Origin of the sequence: Janthinobacterium tructae (assembly GCF_006517255.1) — a bacterium.
GTDB lineage: Bacteria > Pseudomonadota > Gammaproteobacteria > Burkholderiales > Burkholderiaceae_D > Janthinobacterium > Janthinobacterium tructae.
In genome coordinates this window covers 5,838,839-5,859,098 of sequence record NZ_CP041185.1, presented here as the reverse complement: position 1 = coordinate 5,859,098, position 20,260 = coordinate 5,838,839, and the positions used below count along the sequence as shown (strand labels likewise).

Genomic DNA, 20,260 nt, shown 5'->3' with positions numbered 1-20,260 from the left:
TCTACCACCAACACACACAAAGGCCACCATGTCCGCCCTCTTCCAACCATTCAGTCTTAAAGAGATCACCCTGCGCAACCGCATCGCCGTGCCACCCATGTGCCAGTACATGGCCGTCGATGGCCAGGCCAACGACTGGCATCTGTCGCATTATGCAGGCATGGCGCGCGGCGGCGCCGGCCTGGTGATCGTCGAAGCGACGGCCGTGGCGCCCGAAGGCCGCATCACGCCCGGCTGCACGGGTATCTGGAATGATGACCTGGCGCAAGCCTTCGTGCCCGTCGTGAAAGCCATCAAGGCGGCCGGCTCCGTGCCCGGCATCCAGATCGCCCACGCGGGCCGCAAGGCCAGCGCCAACCGTCCATGGGAAGGCGATGACCATATTGTTGAAGGCGACGCGCGCGGCTGGCAAACCATCGCGCCGTCCGCCATCGCCTTTGGCGGCGGCCTGCCGAAAGTGCCACGCGCCATGGACCTTGACGATATCGCCCGCGTGCAACAGAACTTCGTCGATGCGGCCGTGCGTGCGCGCGAAGTGGGCTTCGAATGGCTGGAACTGCATTTCGCCCACGGCTACCTGGCGCAAAGCTTCTTTTCCGCCCACTCAAACCAGCGCGACGATATCTATGGCGGCAGCGTGGAAAACCGCAGCCGCTTCCTGTTGGAAACATTGAAAGCCGTGCGTGCCGTATGGCCCGAGCACCTGCCGCTGACCATCCGCTTTGGCGTGCTGGAATTCGACGGCCGCGACGAGCAAACCCTGCTCGAATCCATCGGCCTGGTGCGCCAATTCAAGGAGGCCGGCATGGATATGCTCAGCGTCAGCATGGGCTTCACGATTCCCGACGTGTCGATTCCGTGGGGCCCTGCCTTCATGGGCCCGATTGCGGAAAGAGTCCGCCGCGAAGCGGGCGTACCCGTCTCATCCGCCTGGGGCTTCGGCACGCCGGCGATTGCCGAGCGCGTCGTCAAGGAAGAACAGCTGGACGTGGTGATGGTCGGCAAGGCGCACCTGGCCAATCCGCACTGGGCATACTTTGCCGCCAAGGAACTCGGCGTCGAGCGCGCCTCGTGGGTGATGCCGGCGCCGTACGCGCACTGGCTCGAACGCTATTGATCATCGTTGAGCGTTGCCGGATGCCCCTCCAGGGGCAGTTCCGGCAGGAACAGCAGGAAGACCAGACCCAATAGCAGCAGCACGGCGCCGGCGCCAAATACGCTGGCGATCGCATGGCGGTAGACATCCACCGTCTGCACCGCCGCATGCGCGCCCAGCGCCGAGACGGCTTCCACGCCATGTTGCTGCAACTGGTGCGCCAGGATGGCGCCGGACGCCGTCACGCCCAGCAAGCCGCCCAATGAGCGGAAAAAGGCCAGCATGGCCGTGCCCACGCCGCGGCGCGCCAGCGGCAAGGCATTTTGCACGGCAATCGTCATGTTCGGCATCACCAGTCCCAGCCCCGTGCCGAGGAAGAAGATGGCCGGCTCGATGATCCAGTACCCGCGCGACGTTGCCATGGCCCAGGCCAGCACGGCAAACGCCAGCACCGCCACGGCCAATCCCGCCACCTGCACCATCTTGTACTTGCCCGAGCGCGACAACACGCGGCCGTTGAACATCGACGACGCCACCAGGCCCACCATCATCGCCACCGTCATCACGCCCGATTCGGCAGGACTGGTGCCCATCACCAGCTGGAAGAACAGGGGAAAGAAGACGCTGGCGCCCATCAGCCCCATGAAGGTCATGGCCATCACCAGGCTGGCGATATTGAAGGTGCGGTTCTCGAACAGGTCGGGTGGCAGCACCGGTTCATCCACGCGGCTCACGTGGAAGGCCAGCCAGATACCCAGCAGCACGGCAATGCCGCCGCACACCTTGATGGCCAAGGCATCCCACGACCACTCTGTGCCGCCCAGCGCCAGCACCAGCAGGGCCGCCGTGATGGCGCCCGTCAGCAATGCCGACCCCAGGTAGTCGATCTGGTGCGCATGCGTGCGCGCGGGTTTGCGCATGGCGCGCGCGATGATGACAAAGGCGGCCGCGCCGATGGGCAGGTTGACATAGAAAATCCAGTGCCACGACAGGGCATCCGTGATGACGCCGCCCAGCACGGGGCCCAGCACGCTGGTGACGGCATACACGATGGGCACCATGCCCTGCCGCTTGCCCCGTTCGGCCGGCGGCACGATGTCGCCAATAATGATTTGCGCCAGCGGCATGAAGCCGCCCGCACCCAGACCCTGGATGGCGCGGAAGATGATCAGTTCCGTCATGTTCTGCGCCAATCCACACAGCACGGAACCGAGCAAAAAGGTCAGCAGGGCCGTGAAGATCATGGGACGGCGGCCGTACTGGTCGGCCAGCTTGCCGTACAGGGGCATGGTGGCCGTCGAGGCCAGCACGTAGGCCGTCACCACCCACGACAAATGCGCCATGCCGCCCAGGTCATCGACGATGCGCGGCAAGGCCGTGGCGACGATGCTCTGGTCCAGCGCACCGAGGCCCAGCACGGCCATCAGGCCCAGGTAGATGGCGCGCACTTCGCGTTCGGTGACGGGTTTGGCCGCGTCTTTTTCTGCGCCTGTGGCGTGATCGGGGCCGCTCATGCCTGGCCTATCTCAAGCAGCGGCTGCATGGCGGCGGCCAGTGCATCGACCTGCTGCGGCGTCAGACGGGCGATGCGCCGCGCCAGCGCATCGCGGCGGCGCGCGCGCAGAGTTTCGAGCATGGCCAGCCCATGCGCGGACACCTGCAGGCCCGAACGCCGGCGGTCCTGCGGATCGGGCGCGCTGCGCTCGACCAGCCCCGCTTCTTCGAGCGACTTGACCTGCGCGCTGACGGTCGGGCCGCGCACATTCTGCAGGCGCGCCAGCGCGGCCACGCCGATGCCGGGCTGCTCGTGGATCAGGGCCAGCAGCATGTATTGCATCATCGACACACTGCCTTCCAGCTCGCCCCCTTCGCGCTGCATGGAGCGCAGCAGACGCTTGAACGCCGTACGCAATTCATCGGACAGCGCCAGCGCGCGTTCGGGGATGGGAAGTTCTTCGGCAGTGGACATGGGCATATATAAGTAGGTAGGCTATCTACCTATATTATGCCGCACCCGGACACCATGCAAGGCTTTTTTCCATTCCCGCCCTTCCCAAAACCGCCGTTGGCCGTCATAATAGCCGCCCTTGGGTCGTTAGCTCAGCTGGTAGAGCAGCGGACTTTTAATCCGTTGGTCGCAGGTTCGAATCCCGCACGGCCTACCAAGAATTTGTGGTTCGTTTGCAAGTCTTCATGGCAAGCATCACCGCACAGTATTACCGCAGTAAGTAGTCAAAGTTTTTGGGTCGTTAGCTCAGCTGGTAGAGCAGCGGACTTTTAATCCGTTGGTCGCAGGTTCGAATCCCGCACGGCCTACCAAATACTTCAGAGAAGCCCACGAACCCGGTTCGTGGGCTTTTTTGTTATTGCCTAGCCGAACCACACACTGACGATACGGCTTTCCTTGTCAGTTTCGATATTGCAACGTTCAGGGCGCCAATCCCTGGTCAGCCCATCGCCGGACTGGTAGACGCGCAGCGGATGACCGACCAGGTCGCGCACGGCGTGAGGTGGCGATGCCGTCAACGTCCCGATCAGGCGGCTGACATTGACCTGTTCCGCACTGCACTGCTCCAACTGGTCGAGACGAAAGAAACCCTGCTTGCCTGCAACGCCGTCACACAGGAGCTGCCAGCCCGCCGCCGTAATTTCATAGGCATTGATGACCCCGCTGGGCAGGCCGCACAATTGCGGCATCGGCCGCTCGGTGCGCTTGGCGTTCAGGATGGCGGCGTCCCCGATCAGCCGCGCCAGCTGTTCGCGCATCTCGCCCAGTGGAATGCTGGGCGATTCCTTGTCGCACTGCATCGTGCCATCGAACTTTCCTATCCATACATGTGACATGACATCCCCTTTCATGAGCGGCAAGTAGCCGCGTGAAGCAGATCCTTGCGCCACATGGCACGCTGCCGTCGCGCCACAGATGAGATATTCCTCGCTTTTTCAGGCTGAAAGCTAACGGATTGTCACTGCATAAATAACAACAATCGCTGCATCTTTTTCAACAGCGAAAGCCAATGAACAGGCCGCAAGGCGGGAAGCGGATGCGCCATCCTCGCCCCCCTCCCTGCCACGCGCATTGCCCCTATCAAGCTGCTTTGCGCGCTGTCGTCCCCGCCATGCCGCTAACCATCGCCTCCCCCTTCCACAGCGGCCTGATCATCAGGAGAAGCCCTTGCATCGGCTGCGTGCAGCCGATGACGGACCGCGCCAGCGCGCAGCAGGTGGTCAACGATTGGAAGGCGCAGCATCCGGGCGCCTGCGGGGCCGGAGTCAGGTCCGGCATTCGTACACGATTTCATCCTTGGCCGCCTCCATCGGCAGCAAGTTGCGCTTTATTAAATACCGATATTGCTCGATTCACTGCCATGCCCTTCCCCATACCTGCCCGGCGTCACCCCCATCACGCGCTTGAACATGGCGATGAAGGCGCTGACGTTGTCGTAGCCCAGGTCCAGCGCAATCGTCGTCACGGGCTGGCCTGCGGCCAATAATTCCAGGGCGCGCAGGATGCGGGCGCGCTGGCGCCAGGCGGAGGGCGCAAAACCCGTCTCGATCGTGAATCGGCGCGCCAGGGTGCGCGGCGAGACGCCGGCCCAGGCGGCCAGTGCTTCCACGCCCCGTTCGTCGGCCAGGTCATCGAGCACGGCGCGCGCCACGCGCACAAGGCGCGGGTCCGTGGGCAGGGGCAAGCCGAAGGATTCGTGCGGCGCGGCGGCGATCTCGTCGAGGATCACGCCCGCCACGCGGGCCTGCCGCATGTCCAGCGTGCCCTCGTCCCAGGTGCTGGCGCGGCCCACCGCCTCGCGCAGCAAGCCCGAGACGCGCATCACGCAAGGCGCGGCGGGCAAGCCGGCGCAGCTGGTCTCGTCCACATACACGCTCCAGCCCGCAAACGGTCCATGCGAACGCAGCGCATGGACGTGATGGGGCGGCACCCACACGCAGTGGCTGGCCGGCACCACCCACTGTCCGCTGTCGGCGGCAACGGAAAGCAAGCCCCGCATGGCGCCGAACAGCTGGCCGCTGGCATGGCAATGCGCCGCCGTCACCCGTTCCTGCGGCTGGGCAATGCGCACGGCACGCAGCAATCGCTGCGGTGGCAAGATTGACGGATTTGACGTATCGAATGACATAAACAACGCAGGCAAGACAATCCGGCCATCATACAGTGAAGTCTTTCCAACCTTCAGGAGTTCACCATGCGTGCAGAAGACGTATTAGCCGATCAACAAAACCAGGGCCAGTTCAATGGCGTCACCGTGCGCAAGGGCACGGTGGGCGCTTTTCTCGCCAATGCCCGGCTGTGGCTGGACGACGCCAGCAGCATCGACGAAAAGGCCATCGCCGAGCGCGACATTGTGGACGCCCTGCCCGCCCTGCATGCGCTGGGACTGTTCGACATTGTGCAGGTGCGCGACGCGGCGCTGCGCGCGCTCGTGTCGCCATCGGGCAAGTAGGAGGTACCGGCTCGTCGCCGGCGCGCATTTCCTCTATCATGCTGCTTTGCCCGCCTTCGCACCCGCCATGCCGTTTACCATTGCCACCTCCGTCCACAGCGAACTGATCATCAAGAAAAGCCGTTTCATCGGTTGCGTGCAGCCGATGACGGACCGCGCCAGCGCGCAGCAGGTGGTCAATGACTTGAAAGCCCAGCATCCGGGCGCCTGCCATGTGTGCTGGGCGCTGCTGGCGGGCGGGCAGTCGGCGGCCGTCGATGATGGCGAACCGAGCGGCACGGCAGGGCGGCCCATGCTCGACGTGCTGCGCCACCAGGACTTGGAAGGCGTGCTGGCGACCGTCGTGCGCTACTTCGGCGGGATCAAGCTGGGCGCAGGCGGCCTGGTGCGCGCCTACACGGACAGCGTGGCGCAAGCGCTGCTGCAGGCGGAAAAGACGGCCATCGTGCGCCAAAGGTCCCTGCGCTGCACGGTGCCGTATGCGATGGAAGGCATGCTGCGCCGCGAGCTCGACGGTGCCGGCGCCACGCTGCTGAACGTGGCGCACGGCGAAAACGTGCTGTTCGACTTCAGCCTGCCTGAAACGGCGGCCACCGCCCTGCTCGCTCATCTGCATGAGGCGGGCAATGGGCGTATCCACTGGCTGAAGGAAGAAGCCGAAGAGGAAGAGTAAGCCTTACAAGTCGCGCGGCCGCTTGATCTGCAGCAAAATGAAATGCGTCCACGCCAGCGCAGGCAGCACCATCAATACCAGCATCAGTCCGGCCGGCATGTCCGGCACAAAGCGCACGAAGCAGGCAAGAAAAGCGGCGATGGCCAGCCAGAAGCGCCAGTTGAACACATAGGCCTTGCGCGCCACCGTCGCCAGGGCGATGCGCCAGAATTCCAGCAAGGTCCACAGGCCGCCCGTCAGCAGCAGAGCGGCCAGGGCATGGTCTCCGGGGGCGTCGGCCCAGGTGCGCACCAGGTTGTACAAGAGCACGGGATAGCCGGCCGTGATGGCCAGCGTGGCCGGGCCGGCTGCGATGACAGCTTCAAACAGCTGCCCTTTGGAACGATGATCCACTAAATCCTGCTCCTCAAGCCACGACGCCCGAATGGGCGGCGATCACTTGCAGCGCGCCGGCCGCATCCTGCGTCCACACGCGCGTAAAACGGAAGTCGCCATGCGTTTCCACGTCGTGATACTTGCCCGTCAGCTGCATGCGCACGGAGACCACGGCCACGTTGCCGTTGATGCGCACATGGCGCTCGGACGCGCGCAAGTCCGTGATGGCCAGCAGGCGCTGCTCGTGCGCGGCCAGGTCCGCATGCTTGCTCAGCAGATGACCCAGGTGATTGGTAAACAGTAACTCGTCGGCCAGCAAGGCATTCAGCGTGGCCACGTCGGAGGCCATCATGGCAAGGCGCAAGCGCTCTTCCGCATCCAGCACTTGTACTTCCGTTAAAGCATTCATTTTTTTCCTTATTAAAATAACGCGCGCATATTAGCAAACGGGAAAACCATGCTGGCACGAAATAGCCAATTTCACAATCATCCCGAAGGCTTATGCCTGTGGAGCATATTTATATAGCGTAATATTCGCAGCAGTACTGCGTAAAACACCCCCATAGTACTGTACAGTGCTTGCCCTTTCGCCCCAGGCTGGGGCAGCAATGACTTGTAGTAAAGTGCTCTCCGCAGTCTCGAATAAAACCAAGATAAGGCCCCCTTCATGGCAATTAACATCATTCTGAACCTGCTCGTTGCGTTGCTCGTCTTCGCCTTCATGTTCCACCAGCAACGCAAACACGCGACGTTTACCGTGCGCGTCTTCACGGGCCTGGGCCTGGGCGTGCTGCTCGGTGCGGCCGTGCAAGCGCTGTATGGCGCCGGTTCGCCCATCATCGCGGGCACCAATGAATACATCGACATCGTCGGTAGCGGCTACGTCAAACTGTTGCAGATGATCATCATGCCGCTGATCATGGTCTCGATTATTTCCGCCATTTTAAAGCTCAAGGATGCGAGTTCCCTGGGCAAGATCAGCGCACTGACCATCGGCACCCTGCTCATTACCACCACGATCGCCGCCGCGCTGGGCATCTTGATGGCCAAGCTGTTCGGCCTGACGGCTGTCGGCCTGACCTCGAGCGCCGCCGAAGTGGCGCGCGGCGTGCAGCTGCAAGGCTCGCTGGAAACGGCGAAAGCCCTGTCATTACCAAAATTGCTGGTCAGCTTCGTGCCGACCAACCCCTTCCTCGACATGACGGGCGCGCGCAAGACGTCGACCATCGCCGTGGTGGTGTTTTCCATCTTCATCGGCATCTCGGCCACGGGCATCGCGGCGAAAAAGCCGGAAATCTTCGCTTCCTTCGAAAGCTTCATGAAAGTGGCGCACGCCATCGTCATGCGCATGGTCACCCTGGTGCTGCGCCTGACGCCATACGGCGTATTCGCGCTGATGTTTGAAGTGGTGGCGTCGTCCAGCTACACGGACATCTTGAAACTGATCAACTTCGTCGTCGCTTCCTACAGCGCGCTGATATTGATGTTCCTCGTGCACCTGGCCATCATCGCCGGCGTGGGCCTGAACCCGCTGCGCTTCGTGAAAAAAGTCTTCCCCGTGCTGGCCTTCGCGTTTACCTCGCGCACGAGCGCCGGTTCGATCCCGATGAGCGTGCAGACGCAAACCCAGCGCCTGGGCACGCCGGAAGGCATCGCCAACTTCGCCGCCTCGTTCGGCTCGACCATCGGCCAGAACGGCTGTGCGGGTATCTACCCGGCCATGCTGGCCGTGATGATCGCCCCCACCGTCGGCGTCGACCCGTTCACCGTCAGCTTCCTGCTGCCGCTGCTGGCCATCATTACCATCGGTTCCGTCGGCGTGGCCGGCGTGGGCGGCGGCGCCACGTTTGCCGCCCTGATCGTGCTGTCGGCGATGGACTTGCCCGTCGCGCTGGCCGGCTTGCTGATCTCCGTCGAGCCGCTGATCGACATGGGCCGCACGGCCCTGAATGTGAGCGGCTCGATCACGGCCGGCACCGTCACCAGCAGGGTCATGGGACAGACCGACCTGGCCGTCTACAACAGCGACGACGCACCCGACTTGGACGAAGCGGAACACGCCGCCTAAGAAGCCATCCACCGGCGCGCCGCGCCTTGCCGCTTTTCTCTATATTTACTCATAATAAATACAGAGGAAGGCGCAAGGCGATGGAACAGAAATGGCCGCAACACATCTGGATCGTGCGTCACGGCCAAAGCGCCGGCAACGTGGCGCGCGATGCCGCCGAAGCGGAAAAACAGTTACTGATCGCCATTGCCGAGCGCGATGTCGACGTCTCCCTCTCCGAGCTGGGCGCGCGCCAGGCGCAAGCCCTGGGCGACTGGTTCGCCACCCTCCCCCCTGAACAACAACCGACCGTCGTGCTGTACTCGCCCTACGTGCGGGCGCAGCAGACGGCGCAAGCCGTGCTGGCGCGCATCGATGCGGACAGCCTCGCCTCCGTGGTGGCCGACGAACGCCTGCGCGAAAAGGAATTCGGCATTCTCGACCGCCTGACCGTGCACGGCATTGCCAGCAAGTACCCGGAACTGTACGAGCAGCGCCAGCACGTCGGTAAATTTTATTTCCGTCCACCGGGCGGCGAAAGCTGGTGCGACGTCATCCTGCGCCTGCGCAGCGTGCTCGACACCATCACGCGCGAATACCGGGGCGAACGGGTGCTGATTGTCGGCCACCAGGTCATCGTCAACTGTTTCCGCTACCTGCTGGAACGCTGCGACGAGCAAGCCATCCTGGCCATCGACAAGGCTGCCGACGTGCCCAACTGCGGCATCACTTCGTACGCCTTCAATCCCGCCCTGGGCAGGCACGGCAAGCTGCAGCTGGACCTGTGCAACTTCGTCGCGCCGCTGGAAGCGGCCGGCACCCCTGTCACGGCCCAGCCCGACATGCCGGCCGCGCCCAAATCCTGATACTTCGGAGGCATGCGTGGACGCTATCGACAGCACGCCTTGCCTACATCACGCCTTCCCTGCTGCGTTCCTGGCGGCATAAAAACAACAGCATAAGCATATCCAGAAAGAATCGTTAGCGCCGGCGGGAGCCTCCCTTAAGCTCATGGCAACTGTTTCCACACCAACACTAATCGAGCCCAAAGGACCACGCCGTGCATACGTGCCACTTCTATCCTGTATCTGCCACTCCCGCCACGCCGCTGCGCGCCATCGTGCTGGCCTGCGCCATGCTGGGCGCACCGTCCGCCTGGGCACAAGATGCGCAAGCCACCACCGGCAGCGCCAATGAAACGGCCAGCGCCAGCATCGACCAGGTCACCGTCGTCGGCTCGCGCGCGCGCAACCGCACGGTGTTCGACAGCAGCGTGCCCATCGACCGTTTCGGCGCGCGCGAAGTGAGCAACGCGCTGTCGACGGGCGACGTGGGCGCGGCCCTGCAAAACCTGTCGCCGTCGATCAACTTCCCCCGCATCGAGTCGAGCGGCGCGTCGGACTCCGTGCGCGGCATCCAGCTGCGGGGCCTCGCGCCCGACCAGGTGCTGGTGCTGATCAACGGCAAGCGCCGCCACACGAGCGCCGTGCTCGACACGGAAAGCAGCTTCGCCGGCACCGTACCGGTCGACATCAACGCCATTGCGCCGAACGCCATCGACCACATCGAAATCCTGCGCGACGGCGCCGGTGCCCAGTACGGCAGCGATGCCGTCGCGGGCGTGATCAACATCGTGCTGAAAAAAGCCCGCACGGGCGGCGCCGCCTCCCTCAGCTATGGCGCCAACCACACGCATTTCGATCCGACCGATCAAACCCTGACGGATGGCCAGACCGTCATCGTCAACGCCGACTATGGCGTGCCGCTGGGCGAGGCGGGATTCTTCCGCTTCGGCGCGGAAACGCGGCGCCGCTCGCCAACGGAACGGGCCGGCCCCAGCGACGCGGGCTGGACTTCCTACAACTTCACGCCGGCCGACCAGGCGCTCGATGGCAAGGTGGTGTTCAAGTCCGGCGACTCGCGCCAGCGCAACAACTACCTGTTCTACAACACCCAGCTCACCCTGGCCAATGGCCTGGACCTGTACTCGTTTGCCACCCTCAACGAGCGCAAATCGGACGGCAGCGCCTACTTCCGCTATCCGGGCGACCCGTCGAATGTGCCGGCCCTGTATCCGAACGGCTACCGCCCCGTCACCAACGGCGACAAGCGCGACCTCAGCATCGTGGCCGGCGTGCGCGGCAGCGCGGGCGAGTGGAACTGGGACGCCAGCGCGCGCCACGGCAGCGACCGCTTTGACTACGGCGTGAGCCACTCCGTCAACGCTTCGCTGGGCGCGGCCAGCCCCACGCGTTTCAAGCTGGCCGGCTTCGACTTCCGCCAGAACGCCTTGAACCTCGATGCCACGCGCAGCATCGACATCGGTTTGCCCGCCCCTTTGAGCCTGGCAGTGGGCGCCGAATGGATGCGCGAAACCTACACCAGCTCGGCCGGCGACCCCGCTTCATATGCGGCCGGCGGTTTTACCGACGCGCCACCGGGCGCGCAGGCCGGACCGGGCTTGCGCCCATCCGACGCCTACGACGGCAGCCGGCAAATCCGCTCCGTGTATGCGGACGTGGAAAGCGACCTCACGCCGCGCCTGCTGGTAGGCGCCGCCGCCCGCTATTCCCGCTACAGCGACTTCGGCAGCGCCAGCACGGGCAAACTGTCCACGCGCTATAAAGTGACGGACAACTTTCTCGTGCGCGGCTCACTGTCGAACAGCTTCCGCGCGCCGGCCCTCGTGCAGACGGGCTTTCGCTTCGCCACACTGAACTTCAATGCCGATGGCACGGCCCTGCAAACGGCGGCCCTGCTGCCGGCCAGCGACCCGCTGGCGCGCAGCTTCGGTGCGCAACAGCTGAAACCGGAAAAATCGACCAACGTCTCGCTGGGCCTGGCCTGGAAACCGGCGACCGCCACCAGCGTGACGGTGGACCCCTATGTGATCCGCATCCGCGACCGCATCACGCGTTCGAGCGACTTGCAGAGCGACGCCGTCACCGCCTACCTGGCCGCGAATGGTCGCAGCGACATCCAGTCCGTGGCCTACCTGGCCAACCTGCTCGACACACGTACCAAGGGTCTGGACGTGGTGCTGAATCACGACCTGGCCTTCACGTCAGGCAAGCTGAACCTGAATGCGGCGCTGAACCTGAACAAGACCAGTCTCGACAAGGTACGCCAGAGTTCCGCTACGCTGGCCAATATCGATCCGAGTTTGACCCTGCTGACGGAGACGAGTTTGTTCCGCATCAAACATGCGTCACCGACCAGCAAATTGATCCTCGGCGCCGACTGGCAAGCGGCCGGCTGGGGCGTGCAGGCGCGCGCCACGCGCTTCGGCGAGTTGAAAGATTTTTCCTACGACAGCGATGCGCCCCTGATCGACGGTATTCCCGCGCAGCGCTTCGGCGCGGTCTGGTCGCTGGACCTGGAAGGCCAGTTAAAACTGAGCAAGCAACTGACGGTGAGCGTAGGCGGCAACAATATCCTCGACCGCTATCCGCAACGCGTGCGCCAGACGAATAACGCCACGTATGGCGGCGCCCTGCCTTACAATTTCATCAACCCCATCGGCGTCAATGGCGCGTATTTCTACGCCAAGCTGAACTACACGTTTTAAAGTCACGGAAAGAGCATATGATCATCAAACGCATCTCCCACCTCGTCGCCGGTGCCTGCCTGAGCGCGCTTCTGCTGTCGCCCGCACAGGCTGCCGCACCGCTGGTACTGATGACGGACTTCGGCACGGCCGACGGCGCCGTGTCCGCCATGCATGGCGTCGCCTATGGCGTCGATCCCCAGCTCACCATCTCGGACCTGACGCACCAGATTCCCGACTACGACATCTGGCTGGGTGCCTACCGCCTGTACCAGACGGCCAATTACTGGCCGCAAGGCACGGTGTTTGTTTCCGTCATTGATCCTGGCGTGGGGACCAACCGCAAGTCGGTGGTGCTGAAAACCAAGGGTGGCCGCTACTTCGTGGGACCGGACAATGGCCTGTTCACCCTGATCGCCGAGCGCGACGGCGTAGCCGAACTGCGCGAAATCGATGAGAAGGTCAACCGCCTGGCTGGCTCCGCCGAGTCGTACACCTTCCATGGCCGCGACGTGTACGCGTATGTCGGTGCGCGCCTGGCCTCGGGCGCCATCAGCTATGAACAGGTGGGCCCGCAATTGCCGAGCGAATCCGTGGTGAAAATCGCGTATCAAAAACCTGTACGCGACGGCAATACCATCCGCGGCATCGTACCCGTGCTGGACGTGAAATATGGCAATGTATGGACGAATATTCCGAAATCGCTGCTCGACGAATTGCAGGTAAAACTGCATGACCCGCTGCAAGTGCGCATCTTGCACAAGGGCAAGCAAGTGGCCAAGGTCACGGCGCCCTTCGAACACACGTTTGGCGGCGTCGCCAAGGGCAAGCCCCTGGTCTACCTGAACAGCCTGCTCGACGTGGCCGTGGCCATCAGCCAGGGTGACTTTGCCGCCCAACACCACGTCGCCTCGGGCGTGGATTGGGAAGTGGAAGTGAGCAAGGCCCCTGCGGCAAAATAAATGTCCTTGCGCGGCCAGGGTATCCTGCCCTGGCCCAACTGGCCATATCCATTGCGGGTTTGCGCTACGTCAAACCCAGCGCTCTGCCCGCCCCCGCCAGCACCACGCCTGTGCAAGTCCGGTGAACCTGTGCCGGCCCACCCGCTCTAAACCTTGCAAGCGATGCCAGCCATGTTTCAGATACGCAATCTGGCGAGGCATGCGTTTCCACGACAGTCTTCCACTGAAAAGGAACAATCATGACGGCTCCACTCCTGACCACCAGCAAGCTCGTCCTCGGTAGCGCCATCGTCTGTGCGCTGCTGGGCGCTTGCAACAAACACAGCGACACCAGCACCACCGCCACGCCCGCTACCACTGCGCCGGCAACGCCGCCCGCCACCAGCGGCACGTCCGGCACCACAGGCACGACCAACCCGGACACCACCACGCCGGCCACGCCAGGCATGACACCGGGCACCACCACCAACCCCGATGGCACGACCACGCCGCCCGCCACCACCCCGCCTCAAAATGGCACGCCACCGGGAACAGGTACAGGGACAGGCACCACGCCGCCACGCAACAGTTAGTCCCCTGGCCAAGCGGGCAGGCAAAAAAAGAGCCTTCCGCGGAAGGCTCTTGAAATACCACGGCGCAGCGCAAGCCGCGCCTTGGCCCGGTACTATTTTTGCAGGCTGACCGACGCCGCTTTCGGCGTACGGCGTCCCATCAGGAACAGCACGGCCTTTTTCAGCATGCGGTAGACGAAGCGCACCAGCAGCAAGGTCAGCACGCATTCGAGCAAGGTCAATATCATGGCCACGACCACGGGCATGCGCGCGGCGCGGCGGTGGAACTTGGCCACGGCGCCATCGCGGGCGATTTCGATGCTGTCATAGAAGGTCGGTACGACCAGCAGGGTCAGAATCGTCGAGGTGATGGTGCCACCGATGATGGCGATCGCCAATGGACGGTAGAACTCGCCGCCCTCGCCCAGGCCCAGCGCCACGGGGAACATGCCGGCGATCAGCGCAAACGTCGTCATCAGGATGGGGCGCAGACGCATGCGGCCCGCATACATCAGCGCGTCCTCGCGGCCATGCCCCTCTTCCTCGCGCTTGCGCGCCGCGTCCAGCAGCAGGATGGCGTTCTTGGCAACCAGACCCATCAGCATGATGATGCCGATAAAGCTCATCAGGTTGAGGGTGTTATTGGTGATCACCAGCGCCACCACCACGCCGATCAGACTCAGCGGCAAGGACATCATCACGGCCACTGGCGCCGTGAAGGAACCGAACTGCATCACCAGGATCAAATACATCAGGCCGATACCCATCACCAGCGCGATCAGCATTTCCGTGAACAGCTCTTGCTGGTCCTGGCCGGCGCCACCGAGCGCCAGGCCGTAGCCGGGCGGGAAGTCGATGGAGTTGGCCAGTTTCATGGCGTCGCTCGTCACTTCACCATTCGAGCGGCCTTGCGCATTGGCCGACACGGTGATCGTCCGCTTGCCATTCTTGTGCTCGATGCCGGACGGGCCCTTGCCCATGGTAATGGTGGCGATCTGGTCGAGCGGCACCATTTGCGACGTGCCCGTCACGCTGATCGGCAGGCGCTCGATGTTTTCCGATGCCACGCGGTCATCGGGATGCAGGCGCACGGCCACGTCGCGCGTTTCGCCCGTCGGATCGACCCAGTCGCCCACTTCCACGCCGGCAAACGCCACGCGCAACGATTGCGCCGCATCATTGACAGAAATGCCCATCGAGTTGGCCAGGCCACGGTTGAGCTCGATCTGCAGTTCGTTCTTCGGGTCCTGCTCGGACAGGCCCACGTCGACGGCACCGGGAATGGCGCGCAGCTTGTCCATGTAGGCGTTGGTAATTTCCATGAGTTTACGCGAATCCGGACCCGTAAATTCCACCTGGATCGGTTTTTGCGAACCGTTGCTCAAGTCATCCTGCACCACGTATTCGGCGCCCACCAGACGCGACATCTTCTCGCGCAGCTCGACCGCGATTTCCTTGGCCGAACGCTTGCGGGTGTTGCGCTTGCCGATGTCGACATACACTCGTCCGCCGCCCGCATTGATGGAGCTGTTGGTATCCTTGGTTTCAGGCAAGGTCCGCGCCAGCACGGCCGCCGCTTCCAGTTTCAAACGCGAGTACTCGATGCTGCTCGACGATGGCGTGCGCACATTGATCATCAGATTGCCCGAATCGGATGCCGGCAGGAAACTCGTGCCGCCATGCGTGGCGTGCAGGGCGATGGCGCCCACCAGGCTGCCGAAGGCGATGACGGCCATCCAGCGGCGGTGATGCAGGGCCCAGGCGATCACGCGGCCATAGCGGTCCGCCTGGTGGTCGAACCAGTGGTTGAATTTCTCCAGCACGCGGCCGATGCCCTTTTTCGGCGCCGCATGTTCCTCGATCGGGTCGCCCCAGTAGGCCGACAGCATGGGGTCGAGCGTAAACGAGATGCCCAGGCTGACCAGCACCGAGCACGTCACCGTCAAGGCAAACGGACGGAACCATTCGCCGGAAATACCCGGCATGAAGGCCACGGGAATGAAGACGGCGATGATGGAGAACGTCGTGGCAGCCACGGCCATACCGATCTCGGCCGTGCCCTCCAGCGCAGCCGTGCGGCGATCCTTGCCCATCTGCATGTGGCGCACGATGTTTTCGCGCACCACGATGGCGTCATCGATCAGCACGCCGATAGCCAGCGACAGGCCCAGCAGGGTCATGAAGTTCAGGGTAAAGCCGCACAGCCACACGGCAATGAAGGCGGCAATCACGGACGTCGGCAGGCTCAGCGCCGTGATCAGGGTCGAACGCCACGAGTTCAGGAAGGCGTAGACGACGAAGATCGTCAGCACGGCGCCCAGCACCAGCGATTCGATCACATTATTCAGGCTATGCTGGGCGTTTTCGCCGCCGTCGCGCGTCACTTGCAGGATCGTGCCTTTCGGCAAGGTCTTGTTGATTTCCGCCACCATGTCGCGGATCTTGTTGGCCACGCTGACAGTGGAGGCGTCGCGCACGCGGGTAATCGATATGCCCACGTTGGGCTTGCCGCTGCGCATGCTCAGGCTATTGACTTCGGCAAAGCCATCCACGATGGTGGCCACTTGCGCCAGGCGCACGATTTCCTCGCCGCGGCGCTTGATCACCACTTTCTCGAAGTCGCTTGGCGACTCGATGCGGCCCACGAGGCGGATGCTTTTCTCGTCCAGGGTGCCGCGTACCTTGCCCACCGGGGCATTCGTGTTCTGGTTGCGCAAGGCGGTGACGACGTCGCTGACGGATACATTGTATTCACGCAATTTTTCCGCGCGCAGCAGCACGGACAGCTCGCGCTTCAGCGAACCGCCCACGTTGACCAGCGCCACGCCATCGACGGTGCGGAAGCGGTCCGACAGCACGTCCTCGGCCAGGCGCGAAATTTCCGCGTGGCTTTGCGTATTCGACGACAGCGCCAGTTGCATGATCGGTTCGGCAGCCGGGTCGATGCGCTGCAAGATAGGCTCGCGCATCTCCGTCGGCAACTTGTAGCGCACGGCGGCAATCGCATTGCGGATATTGTCGGACGCCTCGATCAGGTTGGTATTGAACGAGAACTTCAGGAAGATGGTGGCCGAACCTTCATTCGAATCGCTGTTGACTTCGGTCACGCCGGAAATGCTTTGCAAGGACTTTTCCAGGCGGTTCACCACTTCGCGCTCGACCGTATCGGGCGATGCGCCAGGGTAAGGGATGCTGACGACGATGAAGGGTACTTCGACGTCCGGGTTCTGGTTGACGCGCAGTTTCTTGAGCGCCAGCAAGCCGACGCACATCATCGCCAGGATCAGGACGATGGTGGCGGTGGGCCGCTTGATACTGAAATCGGAAAGGAACATGGCTTAGTTTCCTTTACCGGCAACGACGGTGCTGCTGCTGGCCACGGCGGCAGCGGGTACGGCTTTGCCGGCCGTCAGCTCCACTTTCTGTCCATCCTTGAAGGTCGAACCCGGCGTGCGCAGCACGGTATCGCCGCTGGCCAGACCGCTTTGCACTTCCCACTGGCCCGTGCGCACATCGCGCGCGCCGATGCGCAAGTTGACTTTATGCAAAGCTTTATCCTTGACCTTCCACGTGTACGTGACGTCGCCCGCCTTCACCAGCGCCGAGTCGGGTATCATCAGCGCGCTGATGCTGTCCGTCTCGATGCGCCCTTCCGCATACAGGCCGGCCACGCGCGGTTGTTCCTTGTCGTTGAAATCGACCAGCACGGCCACCTGGCGCGTGACGGCATTGGCGGCAGGATCGACGCGGCGCACCTTGCCCGCGAAATCCTGGCCCGGATACCCATTGATGCGGAACAGCACGGGCTGGCCCACCTTGACGACGCCGATCTTGTCGGCCGACACCAGGCCTTCCAGACGCATGCTGGTCGGATCGATGACCTTGATCAATTCCTTGCCGATTTGCGCCGTATCGCCATTCGATACCTTGCGCTCGCTCACGATGCCGTCGAACGGCGCACGCACGAGGGTGCGCTGCAGTTGCTGGCGGGCCTGGGCGGCGCGGCTTTTCGCGGCGGACAGATCGCTTTGCGCATTATTGCGGCGAATTTCCGCGTCTTCCAGCGCCTGCGTCGAGGTCATGCCCGAGGCGCGCAGGGTTTTCATGCGCTGGAACATGCGTTCGGACTGTTCCAGCACCTGGCTGGCGGCACGGCTGGCTTCCTCGGCCGAATTGAGGCTGTCGCGGATGGACGTTTCATCCAGGCGCACCAGCACGTCGCCCCGCTTGACGACTTCGCCGTTTTCCTTCATGACCTGGATCACCACGGCAGACACTTCGGCGCGCAAATCCGCGTTGCGCTCGGGCTGCACGGAACCGGTGATGACGGGCCCCGACGCCAGCGCATTGCTCTGGATCGTCAGCAGGTCTTCCGGGGAGACGAGCAAATTGACGGCGGCGCCCGCCTGTTCCTTGGCCCCCTTGCCGCCCTTGCCGGGATCTTTGGACTCTTTGCCGCAGGCGGTCAGGGCGGAAGCGATTGCCAGAACAAACAGGGTTTTGCGCAACATGGGTAATTCTCCGGATAGATAGCACCGCGACAGTCCCGCAGCCCGGATAGGGCTGCAGGCGTTAGCAGGCATTTATTTTTATTAAAACCACAAGCGCCAAAGTATCCATGAGCGTGTCCGGGCATGTCAATCGGCGGTTTCCTGTAATGCTTTAATCAATGGATGAAACGTAGTTTTTACGCCCTGAAACGCAAAACCCCGCCTTCAGGCGGGGTTTTGCGTTTCGGGAGAAGCGAGCTTAGCGGCTAAAAACGGTGTTGATCAGGAAACCGATCGCCACGCCCGTGCACAGGCCGCCGGCGATTTCCACCAGGGTATGGCCCATGCGCTCGCGCAAGGTCTTGTGCGCGGCGCTGGCCGCTTCCCCGGCCAGGCGGTTGATGGCCGCCGCCTGCTTGCCCACGTGCTGGCGCAGGCTGTTGGCGTCGATGATGACGATGAAGGCCAGGGTCACAGCCACGCCGAAGGCGGGGTGGCCGATGCCTTCGCGCAAGGCGATCAACGTTGCCATGCTGGACACGACGGCGCTATGGTTGCTGGGAAAGCCGCCATTGCCGACCAGGCCGAACGCCCATTGCCGCGTGCGGACACTGTTGATCAGGAATTTGATCGGTCCGACCAGGATCCAGGCGATCAGGGGCGTGACGAGGTAAGCGATATCCACGGGTATTCCTTCTTTTATATGTAGAGAGTGTGTCTGGAGAGACGGGCGCGCCGCAATTATCGCAGATCATCCGCGCCAGCAGAACTGTCTGGCGCCAGACTATAAAACGCGGCCCCCGGCGGCAACTAATATAAAATCATGGCATATACAACAATTGACGTATATCAACACTGAGCGCGGCGCGCACAGCGGCGCGGATAATCAAACGTCTTTCATACTTGCAACGGGGTCCTCATGCGGCATTTCAGAATTTCCTTTTTAGTCACTTTTATCCTGATGGCGGTGTCGGGCTGGTGGGGTTACAGCCATGGCGGCATGCCCGGCCTGATCAATGCCCTGTGGATCACGGGCGTGCTGGGCGTCATGGAAGTGTCGCTGTCGTTCGACAATGCCGTGGTGAATGCCTCGGTCTTGCGCCACTGGAATGAATTCTGGCAAAAACTGTTTTTGACGGTCGGTATCCTCGTGGCCGTCTTCGGCATGCGGCTGCTGTTCCCGCTGGTCATCGTATCCGTCGCCACGGGCCTGGGCCTGGTCGATGTCTGGACCATGGCCACCACCACGCCGGACGTGTATGCCAAGCACCTGACGGACAACCATGCGCAAGTGGCGGCCTTCGGCGGCGCCTTTTTGCTGCTGGTATTCCTGAACTTCCTGTTTGACGACGAGAAGGAATTGCACTGGCTGGGCTGGGCCGAAGAAAAAGTCAATGCGCTGGGCACCGAAAGCCTGGCCGTGCTGATCACCATGGGCGCCGTGGCGGCCTGCGTGGCGATGGGCCCTGCGGATGAAAAATACAGCGTGCTCGCTGCGGGCATCGTCGGCATCGCCGTCTACATCGGCGTGAACTGGATCAGCGGCTTGCTGGAAGAAGGCGAACCGGACTTGCAGGATGACGCAGAAGAAGGCGCCACGCCAGCCAGGAACGGCAATGGCGATCTCGTAAAAACGGTAGCACGCGGCAGCATCGGCGGCTTCCTGTACCTGGAAGTGCTCGATGCCTCGTTCAGCTTTGACGGCGTGATCGGCGCCTTTGCCATCACCAACGACGTCGTCATCATCATGCTGGGCCTGGCCATCGGCGCCATGTTCGTGCGCTCGATGACGGTCTTCCTCGTGCACAAGGGCACGCTGGACGAATTCGTCTACCTCGAACACGGCGCCCATTATGCGATCGGCATCCTGGCCTTGATCATGCTGGCGTCCGTCAAGTACCATATTCCGGAGTGGTTCACGGGCCTGTCAGGCGTGGCCTTCATCCTGGTCTCGCTGTGGTCATCCCTGCGTTATCGCAAGCGGCACGCGGCACAAGCTTGAAATCGGGGGCGTCGCCCCCAATTGAGAGAGTAATGGCACGAGCGCCTGGCGCTCATC

Annotated in this window: 18 protein-coding genes and 2 tRNA genes; 11 read left to right on the top strand and 9 right to left on the bottom strand. The window is 62.9% G+C overall.

Features of this window, described 5'->3' with window-relative positions; translation table 11 throughout:
- Positions 1-28 precede the first annotated feature (28 nt).
- Positions 29-1,117 carry an NADH:flavin oxidoreductase/NADH oxidase gene (locus FJQ89_RS25805; RefSeq protein ID WP_141172251.1) on the top strand — a complete coding sequence of 363 codons (1,089 nt, stop codon included), beginning with the start codon at positions 29-31 and terminating at the stop codon, positions 1,115-1,117.
- On the opposite strand, the gene FJQ89_RS25800 is transcribed toward FJQ89_RS25805, so the two are convergent.
- Entirely contained in the window at positions 1,111-2,610 is a 1,500-nt protein-coding gene (locus FJQ89_RS25800) for an MDR family MFS transporter (RefSeq protein ID WP_243136269.1), read from the bottom strand. The two genes, FJQ89_RS25805 and FJQ89_RS25800, sit on opposite strands and share 7 nt — an antisense overlap.
- Positions 2,607-3,065, bottom strand: coding sequence for a MarR family winged helix-turn-helix transcriptional regulator (locus tag FJQ89_RS25795; RefSeq protein ID WP_168208526.1), 459 nt, complete (start codon positions 3,063-3,065; stop codon positions 2,607-2,609). Before FJQ89_RS25795 ends, FJQ89_RS25800 begins: the two co-directional genes overlap by 4 nt.
- A gap of 120 nt (positions 3,066-3,185) precedes the next feature.
- Here FJQ89_RS25795 and FJQ89_RS25790 point away from each other — a divergent pair.
- Positions 3,186-3,261, top strand: a tRNA-Lys gene (locus FJQ89_RS25790).
- A gap of 78 nt (positions 3,262-3,339) precedes the next feature.
- Positions 3,340-3,415: transfer RNA gene (locus FJQ89_RS25785), tRNA-Lys, on the top strand.
- A 51-nt stretch (positions 3,416-3,466) separates the two neighbouring features.
- On the opposite strand, the gene FJQ89_RS25780 is transcribed toward FJQ89_RS25785, so the two are convergent.
- Both FJQ89_RS25780 and FJQ89_RS25770 read right to left on the bottom strand, forming a co-directional pair.
- Positions 3,467-3,940 (bottom strand): hypothetical protein, encoded by a 474-nt coding sequence (locus FJQ89_RS25780; protein WP_141172249.1) that lies wholly within the window; start codon positions 3,938-3,940, stop codon positions 3,467-3,469.
- A 494-nt stretch (positions 3,941-4,434) separates the two neighbouring features.
- Positions 4,435-5,232, bottom strand: coding sequence for an AraC family transcriptional regulator (locus tag FJQ89_RS25770; RefSeq protein ID WP_141172248.1), 798 nt, complete (start codon positions 5,230-5,232; stop codon positions 4,435-4,437).
- Between the two features lie 66 nt (positions 5,233-5,298).
- Here FJQ89_RS25770 and FJQ89_RS25765 point away from each other — a divergent pair, with 66 nt between their 5' ends.
- The gene (locus FJQ89_RS25765) at positions 5,299-5,556 is read left to right on the top strand and encodes a hypothetical protein (protein ID WP_141172247.1); all 258 of its coding nucleotides are present in this window, start codon (positions 5,299-5,301) and stop codon (positions 5,554-5,556) included.
- A gap of 67 nt (positions 5,557-5,623) precedes the next feature.
- A complete protein-coding gene (locus tag FJQ89_RS25760) occupies positions 5,624-6,229 on the top strand; it encodes an IMPACT family protein (protein WP_141172246.1) in 606 nt (201 codons plus the stop codon).
- A 3-nt stretch (positions 6,230-6,232) separates the two neighbouring features.
- Here the strand turns inward: FJQ89_RS25760 and FJQ89_RS25755 are convergent, their stop codons facing one another.
- Together FJQ89_RS25755 and FJQ89_RS25750 are read right to left on the bottom strand one after the other, a co-directional pair.
- Positions 6,233-6,622, bottom strand: a complete 390-nt coding sequence (locus tag FJQ89_RS25755) for a hypothetical protein (protein ID WP_141172245.1) — start codon at positions 6,620-6,622, stop codon at positions 6,233-6,235.
- Between the two features lie 13 nt (positions 6,623-6,635).
- Positions 6,636-7,013, bottom strand: a complete 378-nt coding sequence (locus FJQ89_RS25750) for a nuclear transport factor 2 family protein (protein ID WP_141172244.1) — start codon at positions 7,011-7,013, stop codon at positions 6,636-6,638.
- Positions 7,014-7,271: 258 nt separating this feature from the next.
- Here FJQ89_RS25750 and FJQ89_RS25745 point away from each other — a divergent pair, with 258 nt between their 5' ends.
- The 5 genes from FJQ89_RS25745 to FJQ89_RS25725 all read left to right on the top strand — a co-directional run bounded on the left by FJQ89_RS25745 (position 7,272) and on the right by FJQ89_RS25725 (position 13,732).
- Complete coding sequence (locus tag FJQ89_RS25745) at positions 7,272-8,672, top strand: L-cystine transporter (protein WP_099760137.1); 1,401 nt, start codon at positions 7,272-7,274, stop codon at positions 8,670-8,672.
- An 80-nt stretch (positions 8,673-8,752) separates the two neighbouring features.
- Positions 8,753-9,517, top strand: coding sequence for a histidine phosphatase family protein (locus FJQ89_RS25740; protein WP_141172243.1), 765 nt, complete (start codon positions 8,753-8,755; stop codon positions 9,515-9,517).
- Positions 9,518-9,711: 194 nt separating this feature from the next.
- Complete coding sequence (locus FJQ89_RS25735) at positions 9,712-12,219, top strand: TonB-dependent receptor plug domain-containing protein (protein ID WP_243136267.1); 2,508 nt, start codon at positions 9,712-9,714, stop codon at positions 12,217-12,219.
- Positions 12,220-12,236: 17 nt separating this feature from the next.
- Positions 12,237-13,160 carry an SAM hydrolase/SAM-dependent halogenase family protein gene (locus FJQ89_RS25730; protein WP_141172242.1) on the top strand — a complete coding sequence of 308 codons (924 nt, stop codon included), beginning with the start codon at positions 12,237-12,239 and terminating at the stop codon, positions 13,158-13,160.
- A 239-nt stretch (positions 13,161-13,399) separates the two neighbouring features.
- Positions 13,400-13,732 carry a hypothetical protein gene (locus FJQ89_RS25725; protein ID WP_141172241.1) on the top strand — a complete coding sequence of 111 codons (333 nt, stop codon included), beginning with the start codon at positions 13,400-13,402 and terminating at the stop codon, positions 13,730-13,732.
- Positions 13,733-13,824: 92 nt separating this feature from the next.
- Here FJQ89_RS25725 and FJQ89_RS25720 read toward each other — a convergent pair whose 3' ends face one another.
- From FJQ89_RS25720 to FJQ89_RS25710, 3 genes are all read right to left on the bottom strand, one after another.
- Positions 13,825-17,046: an efflux RND transporter permease subunit gene (locus FJQ89_RS25720; RefSeq protein WP_141172240.1), complete on the bottom strand. Its 3,222-nt coding sequence runs from the start codon at positions 17,044-17,046 to the stop codon at positions 13,825-13,827.
- Positions 17,047-17,049: 3 nt separating this feature from the next.
- Positions 17,050-18,222 carry an efflux RND transporter periplasmic adaptor subunit gene (locus tag FJQ89_RS25715; RefSeq protein WP_141172239.1) on the bottom strand — a complete coding sequence of 391 codons (1,173 nt, stop codon included), beginning with the start codon at positions 18,220-18,222 and terminating at the stop codon, positions 17,050-17,052.
- A gap of 238 nt (positions 18,223-18,460) precedes the next feature.
- Positions 18,461-18,886, bottom strand: coding sequence for a divergent PAP2 family protein (locus tag FJQ89_RS25710; protein ID WP_071078753.1), 426 nt, complete (start codon positions 18,884-18,886; stop codon positions 18,461-18,463).
- A gap of 234 nt (positions 18,887-19,120) precedes the next feature.
- On the opposite strand from FJQ89_RS25710, the gene FJQ89_RS25705 reads away from it, so the two are divergent.
- Entirely contained in the window at positions 19,121-20,203 is a 1,083-nt protein-coding gene (locus FJQ89_RS25705) for a DUF475 domain-containing protein (protein ID WP_141172238.1), read from the top strand.
- Positions 20,204-20,260 lie beyond the last annotated feature (57 nt).

Excerpts from the sequence above, each read along its gene's own strand:
- FJQ89_RS25705 (WP_141172238.1), top strand. The coding sequence starts at position 19,121 with ATGCGGCATTTCAGAATTTCCTTTTTAGTCACTTTTATCCTGATGGCG.
- FJQ89_RS25800 (WP_243136269.1), bottom strand. The coding sequence starts at position 2,610 with ATGAGCGGCCCCGATCACGCCACAGGCGCAGAAAAAGACGCGGCCAAA.
- FJQ89_RS25780 (WP_141172249.1), bottom strand. The coding sequence starts at position 3,940 with ATGTCACATGTATGGATAGGAAAGTTCGATGGCACGATGCAGTGCGAC.
- FJQ89_RS25805 (WP_141172251.1), top strand. The coding sequence starts at position 29 with ATGTCCGCCCTCTTCCAACCATTCAGTCTTAAAGAGATCACCCTGCGC.
- FJQ89_RS25720 (WP_141172240.1), bottom strand. The coding sequence starts at position 17,046 with ATGTTCCTTTCCGATTTCAGTATCAAGCGGCCCACCGCCACCATCGTC.
- FJQ89_RS25770 (WP_141172248.1), bottom strand. The coding sequence starts at position 5,232 with ATGTCATTCGATACGTCAAATCCGTCAATCTTGCCACCGCAGCGATTG.
- FJQ89_RS25760 (WP_141172246.1), top strand. The coding sequence starts at position 5,624 with ATGCCGTTTACCATTGCCACCTCCGTCCACAGCGAACTGATCATCAAG.
- FJQ89_RS25765 (WP_141172247.1), top strand. The coding sequence starts at position 5,299 with ATGCGTGCAGAAGACGTATTAGCCGATCAACAAAACCAGGGCCAGTTC.
- FJQ89_RS25745 (WP_099760137.1), top strand. The coding sequence starts at position 7,272 with ATGGCAATTAACATCATTCTGAACCTGCTCGTTGCGTTGCTCGTCTTC.
- FJQ89_RS25730 (WP_141172242.1), top strand. The coding sequence starts at position 12,237 with ATGATCATCAAACGCATCTCCCACCTCGTCGCCGGTGCCTGCCTGAGC.
- FJQ89_RS25740 (WP_141172243.1), top strand. The coding sequence starts at position 8,753 with ATGGAACAGAAATGGCCGCAACACATCTGGATCGTGCGTCACGGCCAA.
- FJQ89_RS25715 (WP_141172239.1), bottom strand. The coding sequence starts at position 18,222 with ATGTTGCGCAAAACCCTGTTTGTTCTGGCAATCGCTTCCGCCCTGACC.
- FJQ89_RS25725 (WP_141172241.1), top strand. The coding sequence starts at position 13,400 with ATGACGGCTCCACTCCTGACCACCAGCAAGCTCGTCCTCGGTAGCGCC.
- FJQ89_RS25795 (WP_168208526.1), bottom strand. The coding sequence starts at position 3,065 with ATGTCCACTGCCGAAGAACTTCCCATCCCCGAACGCGCGCTGGCGCTG.
- FJQ89_RS25750 (WP_141172244.1), bottom strand. The coding sequence starts at position 7,013 with ATGAATGCTTTAACGGAAGTACAAGTGCTGGATGCGGAAGAGCGCTTG.